We start from the raw sequence: 22,585 nt of genomic DNA on the forward strand, positions 1-22,585 counted from the left end.
CCCAAGATGAAGCCTAAATTACTTTTTGTTTCAATTACCAACAAGGCAAACGGAGCCGAGAACGTACTGTTACAAGCCGCCCGTGCAAGTAACGCTTCTCTGCTATTTTTAAAGAAAGTTGAAAGCGGCGGGTTAAATATCCCCAGCGATCAACAAGTTGAATATGTGAGCAACGGAAGCATATTAAGTGGCTTTTCCAGGTTAATAAAAAGCTTAAGCCCCTACCGCACAGATCATATTATTTTTAGTACACATCCTTACTTAAATGCTTTCCTTGGTTTTTTAAAACGCATTGGATATTTAAAATCAAAACTCATAGTAAGGGAATGCTCATCTGTTTTAACCAGGTACAGCGGTTTAAAAAAATTGAGTTACCAGATAGCGTATCGGCTTGGCTACCCAGGGGCAAATTTGGTTGTATGCCAAACCAGCAGCATGCGGGATAGCTTTATACAGCATCTCCCATACATCGACAAGCGAAGGGTTATCATTCAGAAAAACCCGATCGACATTGAACAAAACCTAATAAAGGCCGAAGAAGCACTGCCCGCCGCCGATGTCGCTGTTGAATTTATTTGCGCAGCTGGGCGGCTGATCCCTGAAAAGGGTTTTGATATACTAATTATGGCTTTTGATGAAATTAAAGCTTCCCACCCCAATTTGCAGCTCCTGATATTTGGCGAAGGCCCGGAGCAAACCTCGCTTCAAAAACTGATCAGTGAATTAAAATTGGAAGGCCGGGTAGTATTAAAAGGGTGGATCGCAAACCCAATGCCTTATTTTAAGCATGCAAAAGCCTGCGTTATATCATCAATCAAAGAGGGTTTTCCGAACGTATTGCTGCAAATGATGATCCTGAACCCAGTTATAATCAGCACAAATTGCGCGGGAGGTATCGATGAGATTCCGGGCATTTACCTGGCTGAAGCCGATAATGTAAACTCGTTAACAACAGCGGTGAACACCGCCCTCAGCACTAATAGCAATCATAAAGACCTTATAATGCAATACGTAGAGGACCGTACCCCCGAAATATTCATCAAGTCGATACTGAATGCACTGGTATAAACGGCCCCTGACTTATACATAGTAGCGCAACAACTTTAACTAACTAAAATAAAAATTTTATGAAAACAATTATTAAATCCACCCGAAATGTTGTGTTGCCTATAATAACAATTGTAGCCATGCTATCTGCTATTAACGGCTGTAAAAAAGCCGACCAGCCGACACCAACACCAACTACAACACCGCCTACAACTACTCCTCCTGTTACAACACCACAGGACGAATCTATCAAATCGATAAGCTTGATAGGGTTGAGAGTCGATAGCGGCTTTTGTTACAAAATTGGCTATGATTTACCTGAAATTGGGGATTCAAACACCTCTCCAACTGTTTCAAAGCTCAGGCTGTTTGAAAATGGTGTTGAACTGGGGCCGGCCCACTCTACCCACCGTGATATCCGCAATTTTGGACTGGGACAATTTAGCCATTGGGGCAACACATTGTATTTCTCAACGTCAGACAATAGTAATCCACTTACAAACGGGAGAAAATACACTTACACCATGAAGTAAGATTTATCAAATCACACTCAAACGCGCGCAATTTGATAAACTCCTTACTCAAAAGTATTCTGCAACAAGTACATCTACCTGCCTTTTTCGTTACCGTTCCTGATTCTTTGATACAGGCATTTACCATTATTTAAGCGTTCGCGCTTATAATCAACCAATAATCAACGCCTTCCACTCAGGCTTTCATTCAAACCTAATTTCACTTATTTATGAAAATTTTAATTACCGGCACTGCGGGATTTATCGGCTATCATTTAACCCAAAAATTACTTAAACGCGGTGACACCGTTGTAGGCATTGATAATATTAACGATTATTACGATGTAAAGTTAAAGCACGCCCGATTGCAGGATGCCGGCATAAAAGTATCAGGAATGGTTTATAACAAACCTGTTTGCAGCACAAAACATCCAAATTATACGTTTATTAAACTGGATATAACGGATAAGGAAAATCTGCAGCAGCAATTCCAAAACTATCAGTTTGATGCCGTTTGTAACCTGGCCGCACAGGCCGGTGTGCGCTACAGCCTTACTAATCCCGATGTTTATATTGACACAAACGTAAAAGGATTTTTAAACATCCTGGAATGCTGCAGACATTTCAAGATTAATCACCTTGTTTACGCCAGTTCATCAAGCGTTTACGGTTTAAACAAAAAAATGCCCTTCAGCGAGCATAATATCGCCGATCATCCGGTTTCATTATATGCAGCATCAAAAAAAGCCAATGAAATGATGGCCCATACCTACAGCCATTTATTTAACCTGCGAACTACAGGGTTACGTTTTTTTACAGTTTATGGGCCGTGGGGTAGGCCGGATATGGCTTTATTTATTTTTACCAAAGCAATTCTGGAAGGCAGGCCTATTGAAGTTTTTAACAACGGTAATATGCTTCGCGATTTTACCTACGTAGATGACATTGTTGAAGGCATTATGCATGTTATTGATCAGCCGGCAGAGCCCAATTTTCTGTGGGATGCCAAAGATCCTGATCCGGCTACATCATCTGCACCTTTCAGGGTGTTTAACATTGGCAGAGGAGCACCGGTTAACCTGCTTGATTTTGTAAGCGAAATTGAGGCACAAGTGAACAAAAAAGCAATTAAAACACTAATGCCAATGCAGGATGGCGACGTTGCTGAAACCTGTGCCGATGTTTCAAATTTAGATGAAATGCTGAACTACAAGCCTCAGGTTTCTGTTCATACAGGGGTTGAGCGATTTATTGCATGGTATAAAAAATATTACCATATTAAAAGCACCAGGCCCGAGCCGGTCCTTGTTCACTAAAATACCACCGCCGATAACGGTGCATTGTCTTTGAACGGCATTACATCCCCAATTAAATCCTCGCTCATAACCTATTGCTTATTATACCATCATGGCAAGCAAAAAAGTGCTGATCGCCTGCGATTCGGCCAAATCGTTGATTGATTTTAGAGGTAAATTAGTTGAGCTGATGCGGAGAGAACATACTGTTTATGCTTTTATCCCTGCAATACCGCCCGAGCAACGCGCAAAACTGGCATTGCTAAACATCGTTTTATTTGAAAACAATCTAAACGGCAGTAATGTATCGATCTTATCTGATCTGAAATACGCGTTGAAACTTTACCGACTCATTAAACAGCTAAAGCCGGATGTTTTTTTCCATACACTCTTAAACCGGTTATATATGGAACACTTGCAGCCAAACTGGGCGATGTGCGAAAAATAACCCCGATGCTTTCGGGTCTTGGGTATAACTTTGTTAACGGTAACACATCTTTAACAAGCAAAATTACACGCTTACTACTTAAGTTCAGCCTTAAAAACAGACAGGGGTTGTCTGTCATCTTTCAAAATAAAGATGATGTACAAACGCTGCTTGATTCTAAAATAATATCGGCAAAGCATCAAACTGCAGTAGTTAACGGATCGGGAGTTGATTTGAGCTACTATACCCCTACCCGGCCGGATATTAATAATATAAGCTTTATCATGGTATCCAGGCTAATCAATGCCAAAGGGATCCGCGAATATTTTGAAGCGGCGCAAATTGTATTCCTAAAACACCCGCAGGTAACTTTCAAACTAATCGGATCCTATGATGATAATGTCGATGCCATTCACCCCGACTTATTTTCGGAAATAAAGCACCGGAGTGTAATTAATTACCTGGGCGCCGTTGATGATGTAAGACCATATATAAGCAGTTCATCTGTTGTGGTACTGCCTTCATACTATCGGGAGGGAATTCCACGGTGTTTGCTTGAAGCCATGGCTATGGCGCGTGCCATTATAACCTGCGATTCTGTTGGTTGCAGGGAAACTGTCGAAACGTCACCCAACAGCAATGGATTTTTAATACCTGTAAAAAACACAGCCGAACTTGTGCAAAAAATGGAGTATTTCATAACCAACAAGGAAGCTATCAGCAGTTTTGGGCTTAACGGACTGGCCTTGGCAAAGGAAAAATTTGATGTGCATAAAGTAAATGCTATGATGATGCAGATTATGGACCTGAACTAATTAGCCGAAAATCAACAATACAAATTCATGAGAAATAGACTTAACTACGGAGACAGGCACTTTGAAGATTTCCGCGTTGCGATGCGTGATTACGGATGGGTTATTTTTGAGAATGCTTTAGACAGCGATTTTGTTGCAGTTATTAATGAGGACTTAAAGGAAGGGTACGTAAAACGACGAGCCATTCAGGAAAAAAACGGGATAGGCTCTAATATGGTCGGCACACTTCACCACCTTGTTGAAAAGGACAATTTCAGCTTACCGTTTATTGAAAAAATGTATTGTGCCGATGAGATTGCTTATTTTTTGAGTGGTAATTATATACTTAATGGCTTTAATGCTGTAATACACACCCAGCAGCAACATCCTTATGTAAGTAACATGCACCGTGATGTGCGCACATTTTTAGGCGACACGAAATTATTAGTGCAAATGATAGTTACCCTTGATGATTTTACCGAAGAAAACGGTGCTACCTATTTCCTGTCGGGCTCACATAAAACAGATATCAGACCTAACGAAACTTATTTCTACGAAACCGCCGACAGGGCGGTAACACCAAAAGGAAGTATCATCCTTTTCGACTCCAATATATGGCATGCTGCCGGCGAAAATAAGACAATTAAGCAACGCCGGGCGTTAACGCTGGGATTCACCCGCCCTTTTATTAAACCACAAATGGACTATCCAAGGGTATTAGGCTACGACTTTATTGATAAGCTTAGTGCAGATCAGCGGCAGGTATTGGGTTATAATTCACGTATCCCAGAAAGCCTGGAAGAATATTATCAGCCCATTCATTTAAGAATGTATAAAAGCGACCAGGGATAACAACTTTATTTTTCACACTCAATTTACAGTCATGCAAAAAAATAAAGCCGCGTTAAAACCCATAGGCGGGTATTTGGAGCTGGAACTGCCCAAAGGGAATGAATACTATCCCGATTTGGTTAGGTTAAACACAGGACGTAATGCATTAGAATACATACTGATACAAAAAAATATCATAAAATTTATATTCCTTATTTCACCTGCGATGTATTGCTTGAACCAATTGTACGAATAGGCATTCAATACCAGTTTTATCATATTGATCGGCAGTTAGATCCCATAATTGATTTTGAGATTGAGCCTGACGCCTGTTTTTTATATACCAATTACTTTGGTATAAAACAAAAAAAGCATCAGAGCTTAGCGTCAAAATCAAAAATCTTATAATTGATAATTCGCAAGCCTTTTTTCAGAGCCCCTTGCCGGCATTGATACATTTTACTCGTGCCGTAAGTTTTTTGGCGTTCCGGACGGAGCATACTTAAGCATTAAAAGAAAACTCACTAAAAAGTTACCCGTAGATAGCTCAGTAAACCGGTTTTCGCACCTCATAAAAAGTATAGACGCAGGTATAGAAGCCGGGTATTCTGACTACATTAACAACAGCAAGGACCTGGAAAACAACGAGATCAGGTCCATGTCGTTATTAACCCGAAAGATACTTACAAGCATTAATTACAACGAATGTGTATTTGCAAGGCAACGAAACTTTAATTTTTTGCATAAGCACCTTGCTGAATTTAACCTGCTCAAGTTTGATGCCGCTGATGAGCATACAGTACCGCTGGTTTATCCTTTTTTAACTAATGACCGGCACTTAAAAGTACATCTGATACAGAAAAAAATATATGTTGCTACCTACTGGCCTAATGTATTTAAGTGGACTAAGAAAAACACCAACGAAAATTACCTGGCCCGGTGCTTAGTACCATTACCAATCGATCAACGGTATGACCTTCAGGATATGTTTTATATGTTAAATACGCTAAGACTTTTTTATGACCATTTCAGTTTACATACGCCCCCTTGTAATAGAAGATGCGTCCGTATCTTACGCATGGCGTAACGACCCATTGATATGGGTTTATACAGGCTACAAACCCACTCATTATATTAGTTCGGAAATAGAAACAGCCTGGTTACGTGAAAAGCTGGCCAAGCCCGATCAGCTTAGATTTGCAATTTGTGTTAAAGAACTTAATACATATATAGGTAATATCCAACTGCTTGATATTACTGATCATGACGCAGAACTGCACCTGTTTATTGGTAACAAACTTTACTGGGGTAAAGGAATTGGTTACCAGGCAACAGTACAGATGATACGGTATGGCTTTTTAATAAAGGAACTGGATGAGATTTATTTAAAGGTCCACCCTGCAAATATCGCGGCAATCACTGTTTATGAAAAGGCCGGATTTGAAATTACAGGTAAGGTAAATGATTTGATTACAATGAGTATTACCAAAAGTAAATTTGTTTGCCTTCAAAATCAACAGTCATAATTACTATCATAAACTTTAATTCAATGATTAAGATCTTTACCCTGCTCAATAAAGATAAATGGATTTTTTACGTCGGTAATTCGGCCGAATATGATTTTTATCATACATGGCATTATCACTCCCTTGAAACAGCTGGAGATCCTGTTTTATTTATTTATGAGGAGTCAGATACCTACATCGGCTTCCCCCTACTGCAGCGAAAAATTCCGGGTTCTGATTATAGCGACCTAACCTGTGTATATGGTTTTTCGGGTCCGTTTTCAAACAAAAGGATTGATGAGATAGATGAGGACTTGATGGAAAATTTTAAAAGCGCTTTCAACAATTTCCTTATAAAGGAAAGGTACGTATCTGTTTTTGTAAGACTTCATCCTTTTTATAAGCAGCAAAAATTACTGGAGAAATTTGGAGGTGTTCACGAAAACGGAAAAACGGTAGTACTTGACCTTTCAGTGCCTATTGATGAACAGCGCAAAAAATACAGGCAATCAACCATGGATGCTATTAAGCACGCATGGAAAATGGGGTTTAAAGTAAAGGACGAAACAAATGCTGACGGCTTAAACACCTTTGTCGAAATTTATACCGAAAACATGAAACGCGTTGGCGCCAGTAGCTACTACCTGTTTAATGAAAAATACTTTTCAGAAATATTAAACACCTCTGAATATGAGGCCCGTTTGCTTACTGTTTACTACAACGACATTGCAATTGCAAGCACCATAATAGCCTTTACAAATGGCATTATTCAAGCCCATTTAGTTGGTGCCCGCGCAGAATATTTACATCATAGCCCAACCAAATTTCTGGCCGATTGCATAACGCAGATTGGCAGAGAAAAAGGAATGAAATATTACAACCTGGGCGGTGGCCTTGGATTTAAAAACGACAAGCTCTTTGACTGGAAATGCGCCTTCTCCAACCTCCATCTTGACTTTAAAACATGGAGATATATTGCCAATCCCGAAATGTACCAAAAGCTTTTGCAGGATAAGGGCATTGAAGAAAATGCCGAAGTAGACTTTTTTCCGCTATACAGATACGCTTAAGATAATACCTAAATAAACCAGTTATGATATACCTCAAAAATTTGTTATTCCAGGATAAGTTCCATTCAAGATGGTTAATCCTGGTAATTGACCTGATGGTAGTTTTGTTATCATTATGGACATCTCTATATTTTAAAAACCGGCTTCAGTTTGATCCCATCAGTCTTTATTATATGCTCTTTTATTGCAGCAATGCGGTGCTGGTTTTTATGATAATGAAAATACATACATGTATTATCAGGTATTCCAACACACGGGATATGATGCGGATTTTAATAACCGTACTGGCAAGTAACGTTACTTTTCTGCTGTTTTATCATTTGTTCTTCGCGTTCTATCTTAAAATAGATGTCAGCGGATTGATGGATGTGCTGCTGATCAATTTCTTTATCACTTCGTCTATGCTTATGTGTATGCGTATTATTATAAAGGATGTTTTTAAATACATTGAGACAACAAGCTATAAAGTTGAAAAAGAAAATGTACTCATCTACGGCTCCACCGAACCTTCCATACTAATTAAAAATGCCCTTGAAGCACAAAAAGGATTTATACTCAATGTTCAGGGCTTTATCGACACCGGGGTTGACAGAATATCAAAATGCATTGAGCAAAAGCAGGTTTATCCTATCAAATCAATTGATATGCTAAAAAAACGCTATGATATAAAGTCAATGCTGATAACATCCGAGGATATAAAAATCGATGGGAAAAGAAAGGCGGTTGAAAAATGCATTGAACTTGGCATAAAAGTAATTGTTGTGCCGTCATCAGACCAGTGGATCAATGGCAAGCCAAACCTAAATCAGTTTAAAGACTTAAAAATAGAAGACCTGTTGGAGCGAAAACCCATAAAAATCTGCAATGAACATATTTTAGATGACATTAAAGGTAAAAGGATTTTGATCACGGGTGCTGCCGGTTCAATAGGTTCTGAGCTCGTAAGGCAAGTGTTAATGTATAGTCCGGAATTTGTTGTATTATGTGACAGGGCCGAAACCCCGTTGCACGATATTCAAATGGAAATTGAAGACGGTTTGTACGGAAACCGCACCAGGATCTTTATTGCTGATATCCAAAATTCTGGTCGTATAAAAACACTGTTTAATTTATACAGGCCTCAAATAGTATTTCATGCGGCAGCTTACAAGCACGTACCGATGATGGAAAATAATCCAACCGAAGCTATTTTAACCAACGTATGGGGCACAAAAATCCTGGCAGATATTTCAATAGAATTTAATGTCGAAAAATTTATAATGATATCAACAGATAAAGCGGTGCGTCCAACAAACATCATGGGGGCCTCAAAACGGATAGCCGAAATGTATATTCAATCGTTAAATAACCTGTTGTTTGAAGAGCATTTTTTCAACTCTGATCCGTCAAAAGGCAACCAAACCAGGTTTATAACAACCCGCTTTGGTAATGTCCTTGGATCAAACGGCTCCGTGATCCCTCGCTTTAAAGCACAAATTGAAAAAGGCGGGCCTGTTACTGTTACCCACCCGGATATCACAAGATACTTTATGACTATACCCGAAGCTGTACAACTGGTACTTGAAGCAGCCGTAATGGGTAATGGGGGTGAAATATTTTTGTTTGACATGGGCGAGCCAGTAAAAATCGCCGATCTGGCGGCGAATATGATAAAAATGGCTGGTCTTGTTCCGGGAAAAGATATCCAGATTGTTTATACCGGCTTGCGGCCCGGCGAAAAACTATATGAAGAGTTGTTAAATGCGGAAGAAGAGGTAATACCTACTTATAACAAAGACATCAAAATCTCCAAAAACATCCCGGTTAGTTACGCTAAGATCAATAATTTAATAAAGGACCTTTTGGAACTTAACCTGCATAATGAAGTTGACTTGATGGTATCGAAAATGAAAACCATATTGCCTGATTACATCAGCAATAATTCCCAATATGAAAAGCTCGATGTAAAATTGATTGACAAACAAATGGTAAACTGAGCTTTTTTTGTAATTTATATGATTAATCTTATAGGTTTTCAATAATAATTTGCAGATTTAAGCAGATTATAACCTAAGATCCCATTCGTATTACAATGGGCAAAGCTGATGATTGTTATTTTTTAAAGAGGAAATCCAATGTCCTTTGATCCGAATTCTGACTTTTTTGAGATAGCGTTCAACGTGACGGAGCATACTGAGGCCATGCTGGCTTATTGGGATAAAAACCTGATTTGCCGGTATGCCAATAAAGCTACGGCCGATTGGTTCGGGATAACCCCCGAGCATATGATCAATAAATCACATCTTTCGGAGATTTTGGGAACATTATTTGACGTGCAGCTTCCTTATATTAATGGTGTGTTAGGCGGTAAAATACAGGTTTTTGACCAGGTAATTCATTTGTATTCGGGCAAAGCAAAAAACGTGCGGATAACTTATCATCCTAACTATGTTGAAGGTGAAATAAAGGGTTTTTATGCGCATATGGCAGACATTAGCCCCTTAAATAATAAATCCCACGATAATAAAACAGGAGTAGAAAAACTACCTGAGTTTGTAACTCAAAACGACCAGCTCCTTGAAAATGTTGCAAAAACACTAAATGAGAACCTGTTTATCGGGTTTCCGAGTATCTCTGCACTTTCAAAACAACATTTTGTATCTGAGTCGAAATTAAAAAGGGATTTTAAGCAAAACTTCGGCAAAACTATTTTCTCCTATTACCGGTATCTGCAAATGGAAATTGCAGACAGATATATAAGGGAAAAGCGCTGCAATAAAAACCAAATGGCAGTAATGCTTAATTTTTCCAACCCGTCAAACTTTTCGGCATGCTATCATAGATATTTAGAAGAAAAATCATCCGATGGTGAGCTCATCGAAACACAAAAAGAAGATAATACGCATAATAAAACGCTTATAGAACAGGCCCCTATTGCTATTGCCATGTTCGATAACCAGATGCAATTTATTGCTGCTTCAAAAAGATGGGTTGCCGAATATAAACTTGAAAACACAGGTTTTATTGGAAAAAGTATTTATGAAGTTTTACCAGCCACAAAAAAGAAATGCGAAAAGCTCCATAATCATTGCTTAAAAGGTAATATATATCAATGTGATGGCCTGCTCTTAAAAAAAATGATGGTACCCGCGTTTGGCTAAAGTGGAATATTCACCCCTGGTTTACAACTTCGGGAGAAACAGGCGGACTATTTATCCATACCGAAGATATCTCCAAAATTAAAGCCATAGAGAAAGAAAACAAACAGGCCGAGAAGCTTTTAAAAAGAGCTGCAACCTTGTCAAAAATAGGTACCTGGACACGGGATCTGCTTACCCATACCATGCAATGGGATAATGTTATAAAAAGCATCCTTGAAGTACCTGAGTACTTTGTACCTGATATAAAAACGATATGGAAGCTTTTTAAACAAGGTAAAAGCGAGAGACTCAGTAAAAAAGCTTTAAAAGACGCATTAAAATACGGAAGCTCTTTTGATATTGAAGTTGATATGATAACCGCCAAAGGTAATTCAAGAAAAATAAGAATTATTGGTTATCCTGAATTTCAAAATAATAAGTGTAAAAAGCTATCAGGAATACTTCTGGATATCACTCCTCTTTCACCATTTAAAACAGCCAACTTTTTGACGGATTGAGCTGTTTAGAAAAATATTTTATCGTAATGATCTCCAATCGGTAGATAAAAAAATGATAATTCGCCAATATTTTATGAGTTTATGTGTTTACATTAGCGCCATGTATTAAATTTATCTTATTTTGAAAAAAATTACACCTTTAGTAAAATTAACTAAAATAACACTTTATTGGATGGATAGCAGTTTAATAACTTAACTACCACTCACAAAAACTGGCAAATATTGACCCCAAAAACGTGCAGAGCCATTTTTACCATTCCTAATTAACGTGCATTAACGCCTTCTACAGGTATAATTTGACCTTTTATAGGTTGAATTAAGATAGGAAGTATACATAAATTTAGTTCACAAACGATGATATGAATTATCAACAAGGTCATTGCTTGTTTATTGATAAACGAATGTGAAGCATTAAATACCAAACAAATGAGTAACCTAAACTTAAATCATGATTCAAAAAAATCCGAGACCCGATATTTATGATCATAAGTATCTATGAGTAATTTGCAGTTTATTATAACCTAAATTAATTATGCTAACCAACTAAAAATTGACACCTAATCGAATCTAATCTTATGCACAGCAAAGTTTATTACCCTGTTAGCTCATATATCAATAATGATCAAAGATCTATTGGTATTAATGACACTCAAGATTTACATTTTGGCAAAATTGTAGAGCGAATTGTTAGACGTGACCATATGGGGATAAGTGAAATCGCCCGGAAACTCAACGTAAGCCGCAGAACCTTATACAATTGGTTCAATACCAAAAGGCTTAGCTTTGATATAATTTGTCAGATCGGTATCGTTATTGAGCATGATTTTTCAAAGGAATTTCCCAATGAATTTGCTTTGAGATTTAACTCACCTAATGCCGAAAAGGATATCGAAACCCATGAAGCAAAAGAGGCTCCGCTTGATGCCATATATTATTGGATGGACAAGTATATAAAATTGCTTGAAAAATTCAATGAAGCGTTACGTAACGAAAACACACTAAAGCCAGATTGATGGCTTCCAGATTTCACAAAATTATTATATTGACAAAAAGCTTTTACTCACTTTTTTTATACAGTTGTAAGTTGGTTGCTGCAAAACAGCGATCAATTTTTGTTGCCTTTTGTTATACATCTACATCTACCTATTTCCCAGCCTCTATACATACTGAATATCCCTAAGTCGGCCACTTTGGCTATTTTTTAAAATTCACCATCATGCTTTTTAATTCCTTTGGGTTCGGAATATTTCTGATTGTGGTTTTTGTGCTTTATTGGTTTGTACTTAACCGAAAACTGCAACAGCAAAATTTGTTACTGCTAGCTGCAAGCTATTTTTTTACGCTTGCTGGGACTGGCGGTTTCTTTTACTGTTAATTTTTTCGACCCTTTTAGATTATTTTACCGGGCTAAAAATGTACCAGGCAAAAACACATCGCCTAAAAACCTTTTGGCTTTGGTTAAGCATATCTGTAAACCTGGGCTTTTTGGGTGTTTTTAAATACTACAATTTCTTTGCAGCATCGCTTGCCAGCATATGCGCCAGTATAGGGATCCATTTAAGCCCGTTTACCCTAAATGTAATCCTGCCTGTCGGTATCTCTTTTTATACATTTCACGGTTTATCATATGTAATTGATGTTTACAAAAACCGTATTAAAGCCGAACGGAACTTCATCGACTATTCATTGTTCGTAAGTTTTTTTCCGCTTTTGGTGGCGGGCCCTATCGAACGGGCAACACACCTTTTGCCCCAGGTAAAAACAAAGAGAGAGTTTAACTACCAGGACGCAATTAATGGCTTGAGGCAAATTCTATGGGGCCTGTTTAAAAAAGCTGTAATTGCCGATCAATGTGCCGACTATGCCAACATGATATTTGCAAATAGTTCGCATTATTCAGGCAGTACCCTGGTTTTAGGCGCTATATTTTTTGCATTCCAAATCTATTGCGATTTCTCAGGATATTCTGATATGGCATTAGGCATAGCAAAACTTTTTGGATTTGAACTACTTAGAAATTTTGCATTCCCGTACTTTTCAAGAGATATGGCCGAGTTTTGGCGCAGATGGCATATCTCACTATCGTCATGGTTTAGAGATTACTTATACATACCTCTTGGGGGCAGCAAAACAGGCACCTGGCTCAAAGTAAGAAACACATTAATCATCTTCTTGGTTAGCGGCTTTTGGCACGGCGCCAACTGGACCTTCATCATCTGGGGCCTTCTAAATGCTTTATTCATTCTCCCTTCTATCCTTTTAAAAACAAACAGAAACCACCTCGAAATTGCAGCCAAAGGCAAAGCTATGCCAACGTTCACCGAATTCATGCAAATGATAGCTACATTTCTGCAGGTAATTTTTGCATGGATCTTTTTTAGGGCTGATAGCGTTACACAAGCATTTAAATACATCGGCCGGATTTTTTCACGATCTCTTTTTTCAATACCTCAATTAGATGTTAACAAGGCACAATTGCTTGAGGTGATCACTCTTATCCTATGTTTTATAATTGTTGAGTGGCAGGGGCGGGAAAACCAATATGCCATTGAGAAGTTAAGCTGGTTAAGAAAAAGAGGGTACAGATTGACCTTTTACTATACATTGGTGATAGTGATTTTTTTATTTACAGGAAAAGAGCAGCAGTTTATTTACTTTCAATTTTAAGCAATGCACCGCTTTTTAATTAAAACCATATCATTTGTTTTAGTGAGCTGCCTGCTCATATTGGCTATTGCCCTGATTCCGGGTTATATGGTAAATAAATTTTCAAAGTTTAGGGTAAAGAAAGACAATACTATTGCACTTTTTGGTCATTCACATTCAGAATGTGCCTACAATGATACCCTGATACCCAAACTAACCAATCTGTCGCACTCTGCCGAATCTTACTTTTACACCTTTCAAAAAGTTAAAAAATACCTGTCGCAAAACCCTCAGATAACCACCGTACTTATAGAATTTTCAAATAACCAGATTGACACAAAGATGGATGACTGGACATGGGGATATACCTACATGTCAAACATGTTTCCGCAATATGCCTCTTTTATGAGCCCGGCCGATTTTGAATTGCTGGCTAAGCACAATTCAAAATATTTTATGAATTGTGTAGGCATAGCTGCACGTACCAATTTTATTAAAGCGCTTTCATTTAATTACGATTATACAGGAAAAACAGGAGGATATTTTAAAATAGAAGGTTCCAGGCTTTTACCTTCAAATAATCCGGCGGGCAAAAATATTAAAACAGCATCAAATAAAAGTGTAATCTCAACAACCAATATTCAATATCTAAGAAAAATAATAGATTATTGCAATGGAATGCATAAAAGTGTCTTCCTTATCAGGAGCCCGCAACATCCTTTGTATGAGTACAGAAATAATGAGGCCGAATTTTCGCTGATCCGTGAGCGTTACTTTAACGATATAAAATTCCTGGACTTCAATAACTTTCCGCTAAAAAATGATGACTTTGCCGATTTTGGGCATTTGAATTTCAAAGGAGCTTTAAAGTTTTCAGCTTACATCAATCAGCGCATTATAAACGGGATGCTTAATACCGTTAATACCGCATCCCTAAGTCAGCTTGATAATAAAACGGTCAGTGGCAATTAATAATAACAAACAACTAACTAACAGCGCCTGGTACAAAATGTATCGGGCTTTTTTTGTCTTATAAATAGCTATCCGACGAACTATTGCAGGAGGTTGCCGGCAATTTTAATAGCAGGTTAATAATAAAACGCCGATCAGGGACGCGCTTTATTATTAACTAAACTGCATTTAAATAATGCAACATTATAAATCAATAACTTAGATAGCCATGATATTAAAAACCCCGCTCTCGTCCATCCTTAGTAATCCCGGCTTTGCCGCACTTTATTTAGCCGGGGCATACGCGCCGGTTTTTAACCAGGTAAGCCAGGCTTTCTTAAATGCTGCGTGGCTCATTGGTGGAAGTTTACGGCCCTCCCCCGGTTTCCAGGCCCAAAGCACCAGTCCATCATCTGCATGTGCAATGAGCTTCTGCATGTCCTTATGCCCGTTTTGCTTCGGATCTATGATTTGTTTTGCCAATTGGCGGGGTGTCCTCCCCTGGAAAACCATTTTCATATCGGCCGGTGGGAGATGCCAATTGGGATTACCCGGGGGCGTGTGCAAGCCCGGAGTATTTGTTGGCTGATGGCAATTGGCGCATTTCATGGCATAAACACCCTTACCATCCACCCCTCTTTTGGGAAACATGGTGTGCAAGTGATTATCGTCGCCCTGCAGTGGTATATTACCTGATGGATGACAATTCATACAGCGGGCACTCATCAATACAGTGTAAACTTGTTTAAAAGCTGCAACAGAAGCCACACTATCTTTAGGTAGTGCCGCATAATTAAATGTTGAATTTTCCTCTTTGAACGATAATATGACCGCGCTTGACATAAACAAAACGATCATGGTGATTATTAGTTTTTTCATGCCTGTTTTTCGAGTCGGTTGTTAACGATAGGTAAATTGTAAATCCGTTTTCCGGTTGCTGCAAAAATTGCATTAGTTACAGCCGGTGCTGTTGGCGGAACTGCACATTCTCCGGCACCCCCATTTTTTCCTTGCTATCCACAATGTAAACATTGATCCGCGGTGCTTCATACATCCGGGTGATCCGGTAATCATAAAAATTATTTTGTTGTAATTCTCCATTAACGAACGTCAGCTCGCCGTACATTGCCATCGAGATACTGAAAATGATCCCGCTTTCCATTTGGGCTTTTACACCGTCGGGGTTCACGGCCAGGCCGCACTCAATTGCACAATCTACCTGATGTACCTTCGTAACTCCTTTTTCAACGCTTACTTCGGCTATAATCGCCACAACGCTGCCAAAAGCCTCGTGTACCGCAATGCCTTTAAACCGCCCTGGAGCCAGTGTTCGGTTCCAATTGCCTTTTTCAGCCACAAGATTAAGTGCAGCCAGGTGCCTCGAGTGATTTTTAAATAACCCGCGGCGGTACTCCACAGGGTCGATACCTGCATCGTGGGCAAGCTGGTCTATAAGCGTTTCCATTACAAATGCAGTGTGCGTCCCACCTACAGACCGGTACCACAAAACAGGCACTACTTCTTTAGTGGTGTGAAGGCCGACAAAATGATTTGGTATTTCGTCCAGGTATGGTGATCCTTTTACTCCTTCCACCGTTGTATCATCTATTGCCGGAGGCGGACCAAAAAGCACTGCCGCATCCGCCATAATTGACTGACCTGCAATATTATGGTTCCACACAATGGGAAGACCGTCCTTATCAACACCAATCTTTACATTATGGACATAAAAAGGCCGGTAAAAGCCGCTCTTCATATCATCTTCCCGTGTCCATACCATTTTTACCGGCCTACCGCTTGCTTTCGCAATATGAACCGCCTCCGAAACAAAATCGCAGGCAGGTGTAGCACGCCTGCCAAAGCCTCCCCAAGGAATGGTATATTTACTTTTACCTGCTCCGGCTTAAATCCAAGAATTTTTGCTGCGGCAGCTTGTTCTCCTCCTGGCAACTGTGTGCCTGTCCATATCTCGCAGCTATCATTTTCAATTTTTACTGTGCAATTCAGTGGCTCCATAGGTGCGTGGGCCAGGTAAGGAAAAACATATTCTGCCGAAATGGTTTTTACCGCTTTTGTAAACGCTGCTTTAACATCACCTTTTTCCTGAACCAGGAGGCCATCCGATGCAGCCAGTTTTCGGTAAGCCGCAGTTTGGATACCGGTATTTAACTGCACGCCGGCGCCGTGAGCCCAGGTTATCTGTAAGGCCTTCCGTCCCTGTTGGGCGGCCCAGAAGTGGTCGGCAATGACAGCCACACCCGTCGGAATTTGTACAACCTCCCTTACGCCGGGAACTGCTTTCGCCTTACCGGCATCAAACGATTTAACTTTACCACCAAAAACAGGTGCGTGGGCAACAACTGCGGTAAGCAATCCGGGAAACTGGATATCTAAGCCAAATTTTGCAGTACCATCAGTCTTTACTCGGGCATCCATCCGTTTGCTTCCTTTGCCGATGTATTTCCAGTCGGCGGGTGAACGCAGCGGAACCTTTGCAGGTACAGGTAACTTTGCGGCATCGTTAGCTAACTCTCCATAAGTGTATCTTTTGCTCCCGGCAATAACAAACCCATCTTCCGTTTTGCAGCTTTCAACAGCAATCCCCGAACGGGTAGCGGCTGTTTGAAGCAAGAGCGTCCGCGCGGTTGCGCCGGCATTACGATACCTGTCAAACTCAGACCAGGTGGTACTTGACCCGCCGGTAATTTGGGCACCGTAAATAACATGGTTAAACGCCTTATCGGCACCGCCATGTTTAATATTGATTTTTTTCAGATCCACATCAAGCTCATCCGCGATAAGCATGGGCAGTGTAGTCCAGATCCCCTGCCCCATTTCCACATGGCTCAGGTATACCGAAATGCTGTTGTCTGTACCTATATTTAAAAATGCATTAGGGGCAAACACATTTAAATCAGCCGTATCTGCAAGGGCAGCAAGCTTATTTGCCTTTAGAATAGTAAATGAGATGAGCAAGCCACCGCTCAATAATGCACCTGATTGTATAAAGTTACGCCTGTTCATGATTTTGCTCCTTCCCGCTGCAGTTCTGCAGCTTTGTGTATAGCCAACCGGATGCGGGGATAAGTACCGCAACGGCAAATATTACCTGACATCGCATCGTCAATATCCTGATCTGTTGGGTTGGGATTTTCCCGCAGCAAAACAGCTGCAGACATGAGTTGACCCGACTGGCAATAACCACATTGCGGAACATCGAGTTCGGCCCAGGCAATTTGCAAAGCGTGGTCATTTAATTTAGACAGTCCTTCAATTGTAGTGACCTGCTGCCCTGCCGCACGGCTCACTTTTGTTACGCATGACCGTACAGCTTCGCCGTTCAGGTGTACAGTACATGCTCCGCACTGCGCCACGCCACAACCGAATTTGGTGCCGGTAAGACCTAAAAGGTCACGAATAACCCACAGTAAAGGCATGTCCGGGTCAGCGGCAACCTCCAGCTGTTTCCCATTGATTGTTATCGCTATCATATTGAAGAGTTTAAGTTAGGCTTGAGATCGGGAATTAATAATTAAATTTAAATATTTCTACCAGGAATACCAGTGTAAATAAAATAGTTATTTTTCTTTAAATCTATTGCAGGTTAAATCTGGCGCCAGGGTGAACCGATCCGGCCGTTTCTCAATTCAATGTTCTATATTCCTGACGTGCTTGGCCGCTTACCTTTTTAAATGCCGGTGTAAAATACCGCGGGCACTTAAATTCTAAGCTGTAGACACTAACCAGCCAATTTCATATCGGCCAGGGGGAGATATCTCAAACATCGCAGCGCTCTTTATATGTACTGATAATAAATCATTGTCCTTGGGCTCTGTTACAACCTGATGGCCGTTTAATATCATCGGAGCAGGCAGATTTATTTGTTCAACACATTTTAACATTTGCCGGCATATTATTTATCTTCACAACAAATACATATTACCCATGTCAAAAACAATCAAACCCTTGTTAGTTACCTGTGCAATTGCTTCACTTTGCTCTTTTTTTGATATTACGCAGGCTGTTGCCCAGTCACTGCCGCCCGTTGAAACGCAATCACCAACGGCCGACTACAAGCCTGCTTTTCCGGGTCAGACAAGGGCCCCTGGCGCACAAACTAAAACCAAACTCAGTGTAAACGTCATCAATCATGAGCTGAAGCAACCCTTTGCTTTACGCTGTATGCCCGACGGGCGCTTTTTAATTACAGAAAAAGGCGGTACCATGCGGATATTAAAGGCTGATGGCGGTTTAGACAAGAACATTCAAGGTTTACCGGCAGTAGCGGTGGGTGGCCAGGGCGGTTTGTTAGATGTTAATTTTGATGCTTCTTTTGTAAAAGACCGGATGTTATTTTGGTCATACTCCGAAAAAGTTCCTGAGGGATTCCAGTTGGCTGTCGCCACTGGTGTACTTTCGTCCGATTACAGCAGGCTCGAAAACGTAAAGGTGATCTATCATGCTAAACCCGCCTATAACGGTCACCTGCAATTCGGCTCACGAATCGTTTTCGATAAACAGGGTAACCTGTTTGTAAGCACAGGCGAACATGGGGATGATGAAATGCGCGTCAAGGCCCAGGACCTGAATACCGCAATCGGAAAAGTATTGCACATAACCCGTGACGGGAAACCGGTACCCGATGGACCATTTGCGCAAAAAGCCGGCGCTTTGCCCGAAATTTACGCTTATGGCTTAAGAAACCCTGAAGGCATGACGATGAACCCAAATACCGGCGAATTATGGGAATCGGAATTCGGTCCGCGCGGAGGTGACGAAATTAACATTATCCGGCCGGGAAAGAACTATGGATGGCCGGTTATTACTTATGGTATCGAATACAGGGGTGTAAAAGTTGGCGATGGCATACAGCAAAAAGAAGGCATGGCCCAACCCATCTATTACTGGAACCCAAGTATTTCACCCTGCGGCATAACCTTTTATACAGGCAACCTGATTCCCGAATGGAAAGGAAATCTATTTGTAGGCGCCTTAGGTGGATCACATATCATCAGGCTTATTATCAAAGACAATAAGATTGTAGCGGAAGAACGCCTGCTGAAAGACAAGGGCGAACGCTGGCGTTCTCTTGTTACCGGCAAAGACGGCGCATTATACGGTGTTACGGACAATGGCAATCTTTACAAAATAAGTAAGCTTTAATGTGAAAAGTTATATGGGAGAGTAATTTTTGCTTAAATCGATCAGCGCTGCTTAATATAGCGGAACCGCCTGTTTGCAATTCGGGAACAGGATATACTATTACATCAAAGGTCAGCGCTTGTCCTTTTAATTGGAAATTGAAAGTTTGAGTTTCATAACTTTACATCATGGACAATAAAATAGCGCGATCGGTTTCTCCCTTTAACAATGAACTCAGGTTAAAAGGCTTCAATGTTTTCCAGATAGAAGAAGACGATCAGGCTGTCCGGTTTTACAGTAGAAAAGACTTTTACAAAATTTGCTTAACAACAGGCAAAAGCAAGATTCACTATGCCGACCGCAGCTTTGAAGTGGAGGGCACTGTTTTGTTTTTTGGCAATCCGCATATTCCATATTCCTGGGAAACTATATCAACCACTTATGTGGGTTATACCTGTCTCTTTTCCGAAGAATTTCTGTGCGTTTCAGAACGTACCGATATGCTGCAGCAATCACCCTTTTTCAAGATCGGCGGCACACCGGTATTAAAGATCACCGAACAGCAAAGAGCGTCTCTGAACATCCTCTTTCAGAAGATGATAGATGAGCAAAACAGTAGTTACGTATATAAAGACGACCTGATACGTAGTTACATCAACCTGATCATGCATGAAGCGATGAAAATGCAGCCCTCTGAAAATTTTGATCAGCATAAAAACGCTGCCTACCGGGTAGCTGCTGTATTTATGGAATTGCTTGAAAGACAATTTCCTGTAGAAAGCCCAAATAAGCCGTTGCAGTTGAAGACGGCCCAGGACTACGCCCAAAACCTCGCCCTTCACGTAAATTACCTCAACCGTATGGTAAAGGAAGTTACCGGCAGGCCAACATCTGCGCACATTGCAGAGCGGATTATTAGCGAAGCAAAAGCACTGTTACAACATACTGACTGGAACATAGCCGACATTGCTTATGCACTTGGCTTTGAATATCCCAGCTACTTCAACAATTATTTTAAACGTATGACGGGCACCAATCCAAGCTCGCTTCGCACCATGGAAGTTTGATTTTCATAAGCATTGGTTTGATTTTCTTAAACAACAAAGTTGGCAACAGCACTAACTTTGCAAAATGAAAAACATCGGCAGATACAAAACTTCCATCATACTGCAGCTGATGATTTTAGGTGCAGGTAGTCTGTTTTCACTAAGTGCCACGACGCAAAAATTTCTACACAAAGGTGATGTGGTCACCATTTCGTCGGGCATCTTACACTGGCATGGTACTACGTTCCAAAACAGCTTTACGCAAATAGCAATCAATTTCAATATAGAAAAAGGCATTGCGATATGGCTACATATTTCTGATAATGAATACAATAGCGTTAAATAAAAACATTATTATGAAAGATATTTTCGAACGGTTGAAAGCAGGGGAATTTGTTCCGCTTACTGACCCGGAATTTCACAAGGTAAATGATGTGGTGGCCCGCACTCTGGCGTTGTCGCCTGCACTCAATGCAGCTACCACCGTTGAGCAGCTCCGCGAACAGCTTAGCAACATTATTGGCGCAACAATAGACAAAAGCACCACTTTGTTCGCACCCTTCCATACCAACTTTGGCCGTTTCATTAGTATTGGCAAGCATGTGTTTATTAATCATGCCTGCTCGTTTCTTGACATGGGCGGTATTACGCTGGAAGATCACGTGCTCCTCGGCCCTAAGGTAAACCTGATCACTGAAAATCATCCACTCGACCCGGTTAACCGGCGGGGTATGATTTGCAAACCTATCGTTATCAAGCGCAACGCATGGGTTGGCGCGGGTGCCACTATATTGCCGGGTGTAACCATTGGAGAGAATGCAGTTGTTGCCGCTGGTGCGGTTGTTATCAAGGACGTACCGGCAAATACTGTTGTCGGGGGTATTCCTGCAAAAATTTTAAAAACCATTGAACCATAAAGAATAACGGTGCAGCGGCATATCGGAAACTTAAAAAGTTAATTCCTATACAGACAATAACATTTACTCACAAATACAGGTTATTAAGGCAGAATAAGTTAATGAAGCCAGGAAAATACAATGGCTGAAAAAGCACGCTATCGTTATGTCACTGATGTCAAAACCATATAAACTCTCTCAATCTATTTATTATGGAAATAATTAAAAACGGTGCGCAAGCATCAGTAAAAGGTCCGGAAGCCTGGTTTACCGGCGCCGTGCGTATAGATCCCCTGTTTGCAAAAAAGAAGCTACCAAAGGCGCGGGTGCGTTGGTCACCTTTGAGCCCGGCGCCAGAACAGCCTGGCACACCCACCCGGCAGGTCAAACACTTATTGTTATTTCCGGTCTCGGCCGGGTACAACGCGAAGGTGGGCCAATCGAAGATATAGGGCCGGGTGATGTAGTTTGGTTTGAACCAAACGAGAAACACTGGCATGGTGCATCGCCGGGTAAAGCTTTGAGTCATATAGCCATTCAGGAAGCCGTTAACGGCGAGGTGGTTACCTGGCTGGAGAAAGTAAGTGATGATCAATATTCAAAATAAACGATTATGAAAACAACAACAGTAAAAGCATACGGTACTGAAGCTGCAGATGCGCCGATTTATGATTCCAATCTTAAGTCAGCCGGCATCCTGCCGACCGATTCAGTAGAGAAAGCCGGTTATGGCAACTTTGTACATTGGATGGATCCTGAAGGCAATAAAATTGAACTATAGGAACC

Annotated in this window: 23 protein-coding genes and 1 pseudogene; 20 read left to right on the plus strand and 4 right to left on the minus strand. The window is 40.6% G+C overall.

Annotated features, from left to right (window positions below; translation table 11 throughout):
- Positions 1-6 precede the first annotated feature (6 nt).
- The 14 genes from ACQ86K_RS19375 (at position 7) to ACQ86K_RS19440 (ending at position 14,736) form a co-directional block, all read left to right on the plus strand.
- Positions 7-1,068, plus strand: a complete 1,062-nt coding sequence (locus tag ACQ86K_RS19375) for a glycosyltransferase (RefSeq protein WP_091162529.1) — start codon at positions 7-9, stop codon at positions 1,066-1,068.
- 59 nt (positions 1,069-1,127) lie between these two features.
- Entirely contained in the window at positions 1,128-1,580 is a 453-nt protein-coding gene (locus ACQ86K_RS19380) for a hypothetical protein (protein WP_176844335.1), read from the plus strand.
- 209 nt (positions 1,581-1,789) lie between these two features.
- Complete coding sequence (locus ACQ86K_RS19385; RefSeq protein ID WP_091162528.1) at positions 1,790-2,875, plus strand: NAD-dependent epimerase; 1,086 nt, start codon at positions 1,790-1,792, stop codon at positions 2,873-2,875.
- A 91-nt stretch (positions 2,876-2,966) separates the two neighbouring features.
- Positions 2,967-3,302, plus strand: coding sequence for a hypothetical protein (locus ACQ86K_RS19390; RefSeq protein ID WP_431198582.1), 336 nt, complete (start codon positions 2,967-2,969; stop codon positions 3,300-3,302).
- A complete protein-coding gene (locus ACQ86K_RS19395; RefSeq protein ID WP_431198583.1) occupies positions 3,290-4,096 on the plus strand; it encodes a glycosyltransferase in 807 nt (268 codons plus the stop codon). The genes ACQ86K_RS19390 and ACQ86K_RS19395 overlap by 13 nt, the downstream gene beginning before the upstream one ends.
- Positions 4,097-4,123: 27 nt before the next feature.
- Positions 4,124-4,927 carry a phytanoyl-CoA dioxygenase family protein gene (locus ACQ86K_RS19400; protein WP_091162526.1) on the plus strand — a complete coding sequence of 268 codons (804 nt, stop codon included), beginning with the start codon at positions 4,124-4,126 and terminating at the stop codon, positions 4,925-4,927.
- A 998-nt stretch (positions 4,928-5,925) separates the two neighbouring features.
- Complete coding sequence (locus ACQ86K_RS19405; protein ID WP_090526775.1) at positions 5,926-6,432, plus strand: GNAT family N-acetyltransferase; 507 nt, start codon at positions 5,926-5,928, stop codon at positions 6,430-6,432.
- A 23-nt stretch (positions 6,433-6,455) separates the two neighbouring features.
- Entirely contained in the window at positions 6,456-7,481 is a 1,026-nt protein-coding gene (locus tag ACQ86K_RS19410; protein WP_091162524.1) for a GNAT family N-acetyltransferase, read from the plus strand.
- 260 nt (positions 7,482-7,741) lie between these two features.
- Entirely contained in the window at positions 7,742-9,457 is a 1,716-nt protein-coding gene (locus tag ACQ86K_RS19415; RefSeq protein ID WP_256337315.1) for a polysaccharide biosynthesis protein, read from the plus strand.
- Between the two features lie 183 nt (positions 9,458-9,640).
- Complete coding sequence (locus tag ACQ86K_RS19420) at positions 9,641-10,621, plus strand: PAS domain-containing protein (protein ID WP_431198584.1); 981 nt, start codon at positions 9,641-9,643, stop codon at positions 10,619-10,621.
- 182 nt (positions 10,622-10,803) lie between these two features.
- Positions 10,804-11,118 carry a hypothetical protein gene (locus ACQ86K_RS19425; protein ID WP_431198585.1) on the plus strand — a complete coding sequence of 105 codons (315 nt, stop codon included), beginning with the start codon at positions 10,804-10,806 and terminating at the stop codon, positions 11,116-11,118.
- Between the two features lie 575 nt (positions 11,119-11,693).
- Positions 11,694-12,131, plus strand: a complete 438-nt coding sequence (locus tag ACQ86K_RS19430; RefSeq protein ID WP_091162517.1) for a helix-turn-helix domain-containing protein — start codon at positions 11,694-11,696, stop codon at positions 12,129-12,131.
- A 400-nt stretch (positions 12,132-12,531) separates the two neighbouring features.
- A complete protein-coding gene (locus ACQ86K_RS19435; protein ID WP_223266063.1) occupies positions 12,532-13,785 on the plus strand; it encodes an MBOAT family O-acyltransferase in 1,254 nt (417 codons plus the stop codon).
- 3 nt (positions 13,786-13,788) lie between these two features.
- Entirely contained in the window at positions 13,789-14,736 is a 948-nt protein-coding gene (locus ACQ86K_RS19440) for a hypothetical protein (protein WP_091162512.1), read from the plus strand.
- A gap of 264 nt (positions 14,737-15,000) precedes the next feature.
- On the opposite strand, the gene ACQ86K_RS19445 is transcribed toward ACQ86K_RS19440, so the two are convergent.
- The 4 genes and pseudogenes from ACQ86K_RS19445 to ACQ86K_RS19460 all read right to left on the minus strand — a co-directional run bounded on the left by ACQ86K_RS19445 (position 15,001) and on the right by ACQ86K_RS19460 (position 18,206).
- Positions 15,001-15,594 (minus strand): hypothetical protein, encoded by a 594-nt coding sequence (locus ACQ86K_RS19445; protein WP_091162510.1) that lies wholly within the window; start codon positions 15,592-15,594, stop codon positions 15,001-15,003.
- A 76-nt stretch (positions 15,595-15,670) separates the two neighbouring features.
- Positions 15,671-16,180 (minus strand): molybdopterin cofactor-binding domain-containing protein, encoded by a 510-nt coding sequence (locus ACQ86K_RS19450; protein ID WP_431200892.1) that lies wholly within the window; start codon positions 16,178-16,180, stop codon positions 15,671-15,673.
- Positions 16,178-17,739: pseudogene (locus ACQ86K_RS19455) on the minus strand (molybdopterin cofactor-binding domain-containing protein); the annotation flags it as partial. The pseudogene ACQ86K_RS19455 and the gene ACQ86K_RS19450, both read right to left, overlap by 3 nt.
- Positions 17,736-18,206: a (2Fe-2S)-binding protein gene (locus ACQ86K_RS19460; RefSeq protein ID WP_091162506.1), complete on the minus strand. Its 471-nt coding sequence runs from the start codon at positions 18,204-18,206 to the stop codon at positions 17,736-17,738. The gene ACQ86K_RS19460 and the pseudogene ACQ86K_RS19455, both read right to left, overlap by 4 nt.
- Positions 18,207-18,660: 454 nt before the next feature.
- Here ACQ86K_RS19460 and ACQ86K_RS19465 point away from each other — a divergent pair, with 454 nt between their 5' ends.
- From ACQ86K_RS19465 to ACQ86K_RS19490, 6 genes are all read left to right on the plus strand, one after another.
- Positions 18,661-19,878, plus strand: coding sequence for a PQQ-dependent sugar dehydrogenase (locus ACQ86K_RS19465; protein WP_091162505.1), 1,218 nt, complete (start codon positions 18,661-18,663; stop codon positions 19,876-19,878).
- 167 nt (positions 19,879-20,045) lie between these two features.
- Positions 20,046-20,924 (plus strand): helix-turn-helix domain-containing protein, encoded by an 879-nt coding sequence (locus tag ACQ86K_RS19470; RefSeq protein WP_091162504.1) that lies wholly within the window; start codon positions 20,046-20,048, stop codon positions 20,922-20,924.
- A 64-nt stretch (positions 20,925-20,988) separates the two neighbouring features.
- Entirely contained in the window at positions 20,989-21,249 is a 261-nt protein-coding gene (locus ACQ86K_RS19475) for a hypothetical protein (protein WP_091162502.1), read from the plus strand.
- Positions 21,250-21,259: 10 nt separating this feature from the next.
- Positions 21,260-21,820, plus strand: coding sequence for a DapH/DapD/GlmU-related protein (locus ACQ86K_RS19480; RefSeq protein WP_091162910.1), 561 nt, complete (start codon positions 21,260-21,262; stop codon positions 21,818-21,820).
- Between the two features lie 310 nt (positions 21,821-22,130).
- Positions 22,131-22,406, plus strand: a complete 276-nt coding sequence (locus ACQ86K_RS19485; protein ID WP_431198586.1) for a (R)-mandelonitrile lyase — start codon at positions 22,131-22,133, stop codon at positions 22,404-22,406.
- Positions 22,407-22,412: 6 nt separating this feature from the next.
- Positions 22,413-22,580: a hypothetical protein gene (locus tag ACQ86K_RS19490; RefSeq protein ID WP_176844334.1), complete on the plus strand. Its 168-nt coding sequence runs from the start codon at positions 22,413-22,415 to the stop codon at positions 22,578-22,580.
- The last annotated feature ends 5 nt before the right edge of the window (positions 22,581-22,585 follow it).

It is taken from the genome of Mucilaginibacter sp. P19 (assembly GCF_050632265.1).
In the GTDB taxonomy this organism is placed as follows: Bacteria; Bacteroidota; Bacteroidia; order Sphingobacteriales; family Sphingobacteriaceae; genus Mucilaginibacter; species Mucilaginibacter gossypii.

Excerpts from the sequence above, each read along its gene's own strand:
- ACQ86K_RS19375 (WP_091162529.1), top strand. The coding sequence starts at position 7 with ATGAAGCCTAAATTACTTTTTGTTTCAATTACCAACAAGGCAAACGGA.
- ACQ86K_RS19380 (WP_176844335.1), top strand. The coding sequence starts at position 1,128 with ATGAAAACAATTATTAAATCCACCCGAAATGTTGTGTTGCCTATAATA.
- ACQ86K_RS19385 (WP_091162528.1), top strand. The coding sequence starts at position 1,790 with ATGAAAATTTTAATTACCGGCACTGCGGGATTTATCGGCTATCATTTA.
- ACQ86K_RS19390 (WP_431198582.1), top strand. The coding sequence starts at position 2,967 with ATGGCAAGCAAAAAAGTGCTGATCGCCTGCGATTCGGCCAAATCGTTG.
- ACQ86K_RS19400 (WP_091162526.1), top strand. The coding sequence starts at position 4,124 with ATGAGAAATAGACTTAACTACGGAGACAGGCACTTTGAAGATTTCCGC.
- ACQ86K_RS19405 (WP_090526775.1), top strand. The coding sequence starts at position 5,926 with ATGACCATTTCAGTTTACATACGCCCCCTTGTAATAGAAGATGCGTCC.
- ACQ86K_RS19410 (WP_091162524.1), top strand. The coding sequence starts at position 6,456 with ATGATTAAGATCTTTACCCTGCTCAATAAAGATAAATGGATTTTTTAC.
- ACQ86K_RS19415 (WP_256337315.1), top strand. The coding sequence starts at position 7,742 with ATGATGCGGATTTTAATAACCGTACTGGCAAGTAACGTTACTTTTCTG.
- ACQ86K_RS19425 (WP_431198585.1), top strand. The coding sequence starts at position 10,804 with ATGCAATGGGATAATGTTATAAAAAGCATCCTTGAAGTACCTGAGTAC.
- ACQ86K_RS19430 (WP_091162517.1), top strand. The coding sequence starts at position 11,694 with ATGCACAGCAAAGTTTATTACCCTGTTAGCTCATATATCAATAATGAT.
- ACQ86K_RS19435 (WP_223266063.1), top strand. The coding sequence starts at position 12,532 with ATGTACCAGGCAAAAACACATCGCCTAAAAACCTTTTGGCTTTGGTTA.
- ACQ86K_RS19440 (WP_091162512.1), top strand. The coding sequence starts at position 13,789 with ATGCACCGCTTTTTAATTAAAACCATATCATTTGTTTTAGTGAGCTGC.
- ACQ86K_RS19445 (WP_091162510.1), bottom strand. The coding sequence starts at position 15,594 with ATGAAAAAACTAATAATCACCATGATCGTTTTGTTTATGTCAAGCGCG.
- ACQ86K_RS19450 (WP_431200892.1), bottom strand. The coding sequence starts at position 16,180 with ATGGAAACGCTTATAGACCAGCTTGCCCACGATGCAGGTATCGACCCT.
- ACQ86K_RS19460 (WP_091162506.1), bottom strand. The coding sequence starts at position 18,206 with ATGATAGCGATAACAATCAATGGGAAACAGCTGGAGGTTGCCGCTGAC.
- ACQ86K_RS19465 (WP_091162505.1), top strand. The coding sequence starts at position 18,661 with ATGTCAAAAACAATCAAACCCTTGTTAGTTACCTGTGCAATTGCTTCA.
- ACQ86K_RS19470 (WP_091162504.1), top strand. The coding sequence starts at position 20,046 with ATGGACAATAAAATAGCGCGATCGGTTTCTCCCTTTAACAATGAACTC.
- ACQ86K_RS19475 (WP_091162502.1), top strand. The coding sequence starts at position 20,989 with ATGAAAAACATCGGCAGATACAAAACTTCCATCATACTGCAGCTGATG.
- ACQ86K_RS19480 (WP_091162910.1), top strand. The coding sequence starts at position 21,260 with ATGAAAGATATTTTCGAACGGTTGAAAGCAGGGGAATTTGTTCCGCTT.
- ACQ86K_RS19490 (WP_176844334.1), top strand. The coding sequence starts at position 22,413 with ATGAAAACAACAACAGTAAAAGCATACGGTACTGAAGCTGCAGATGCG.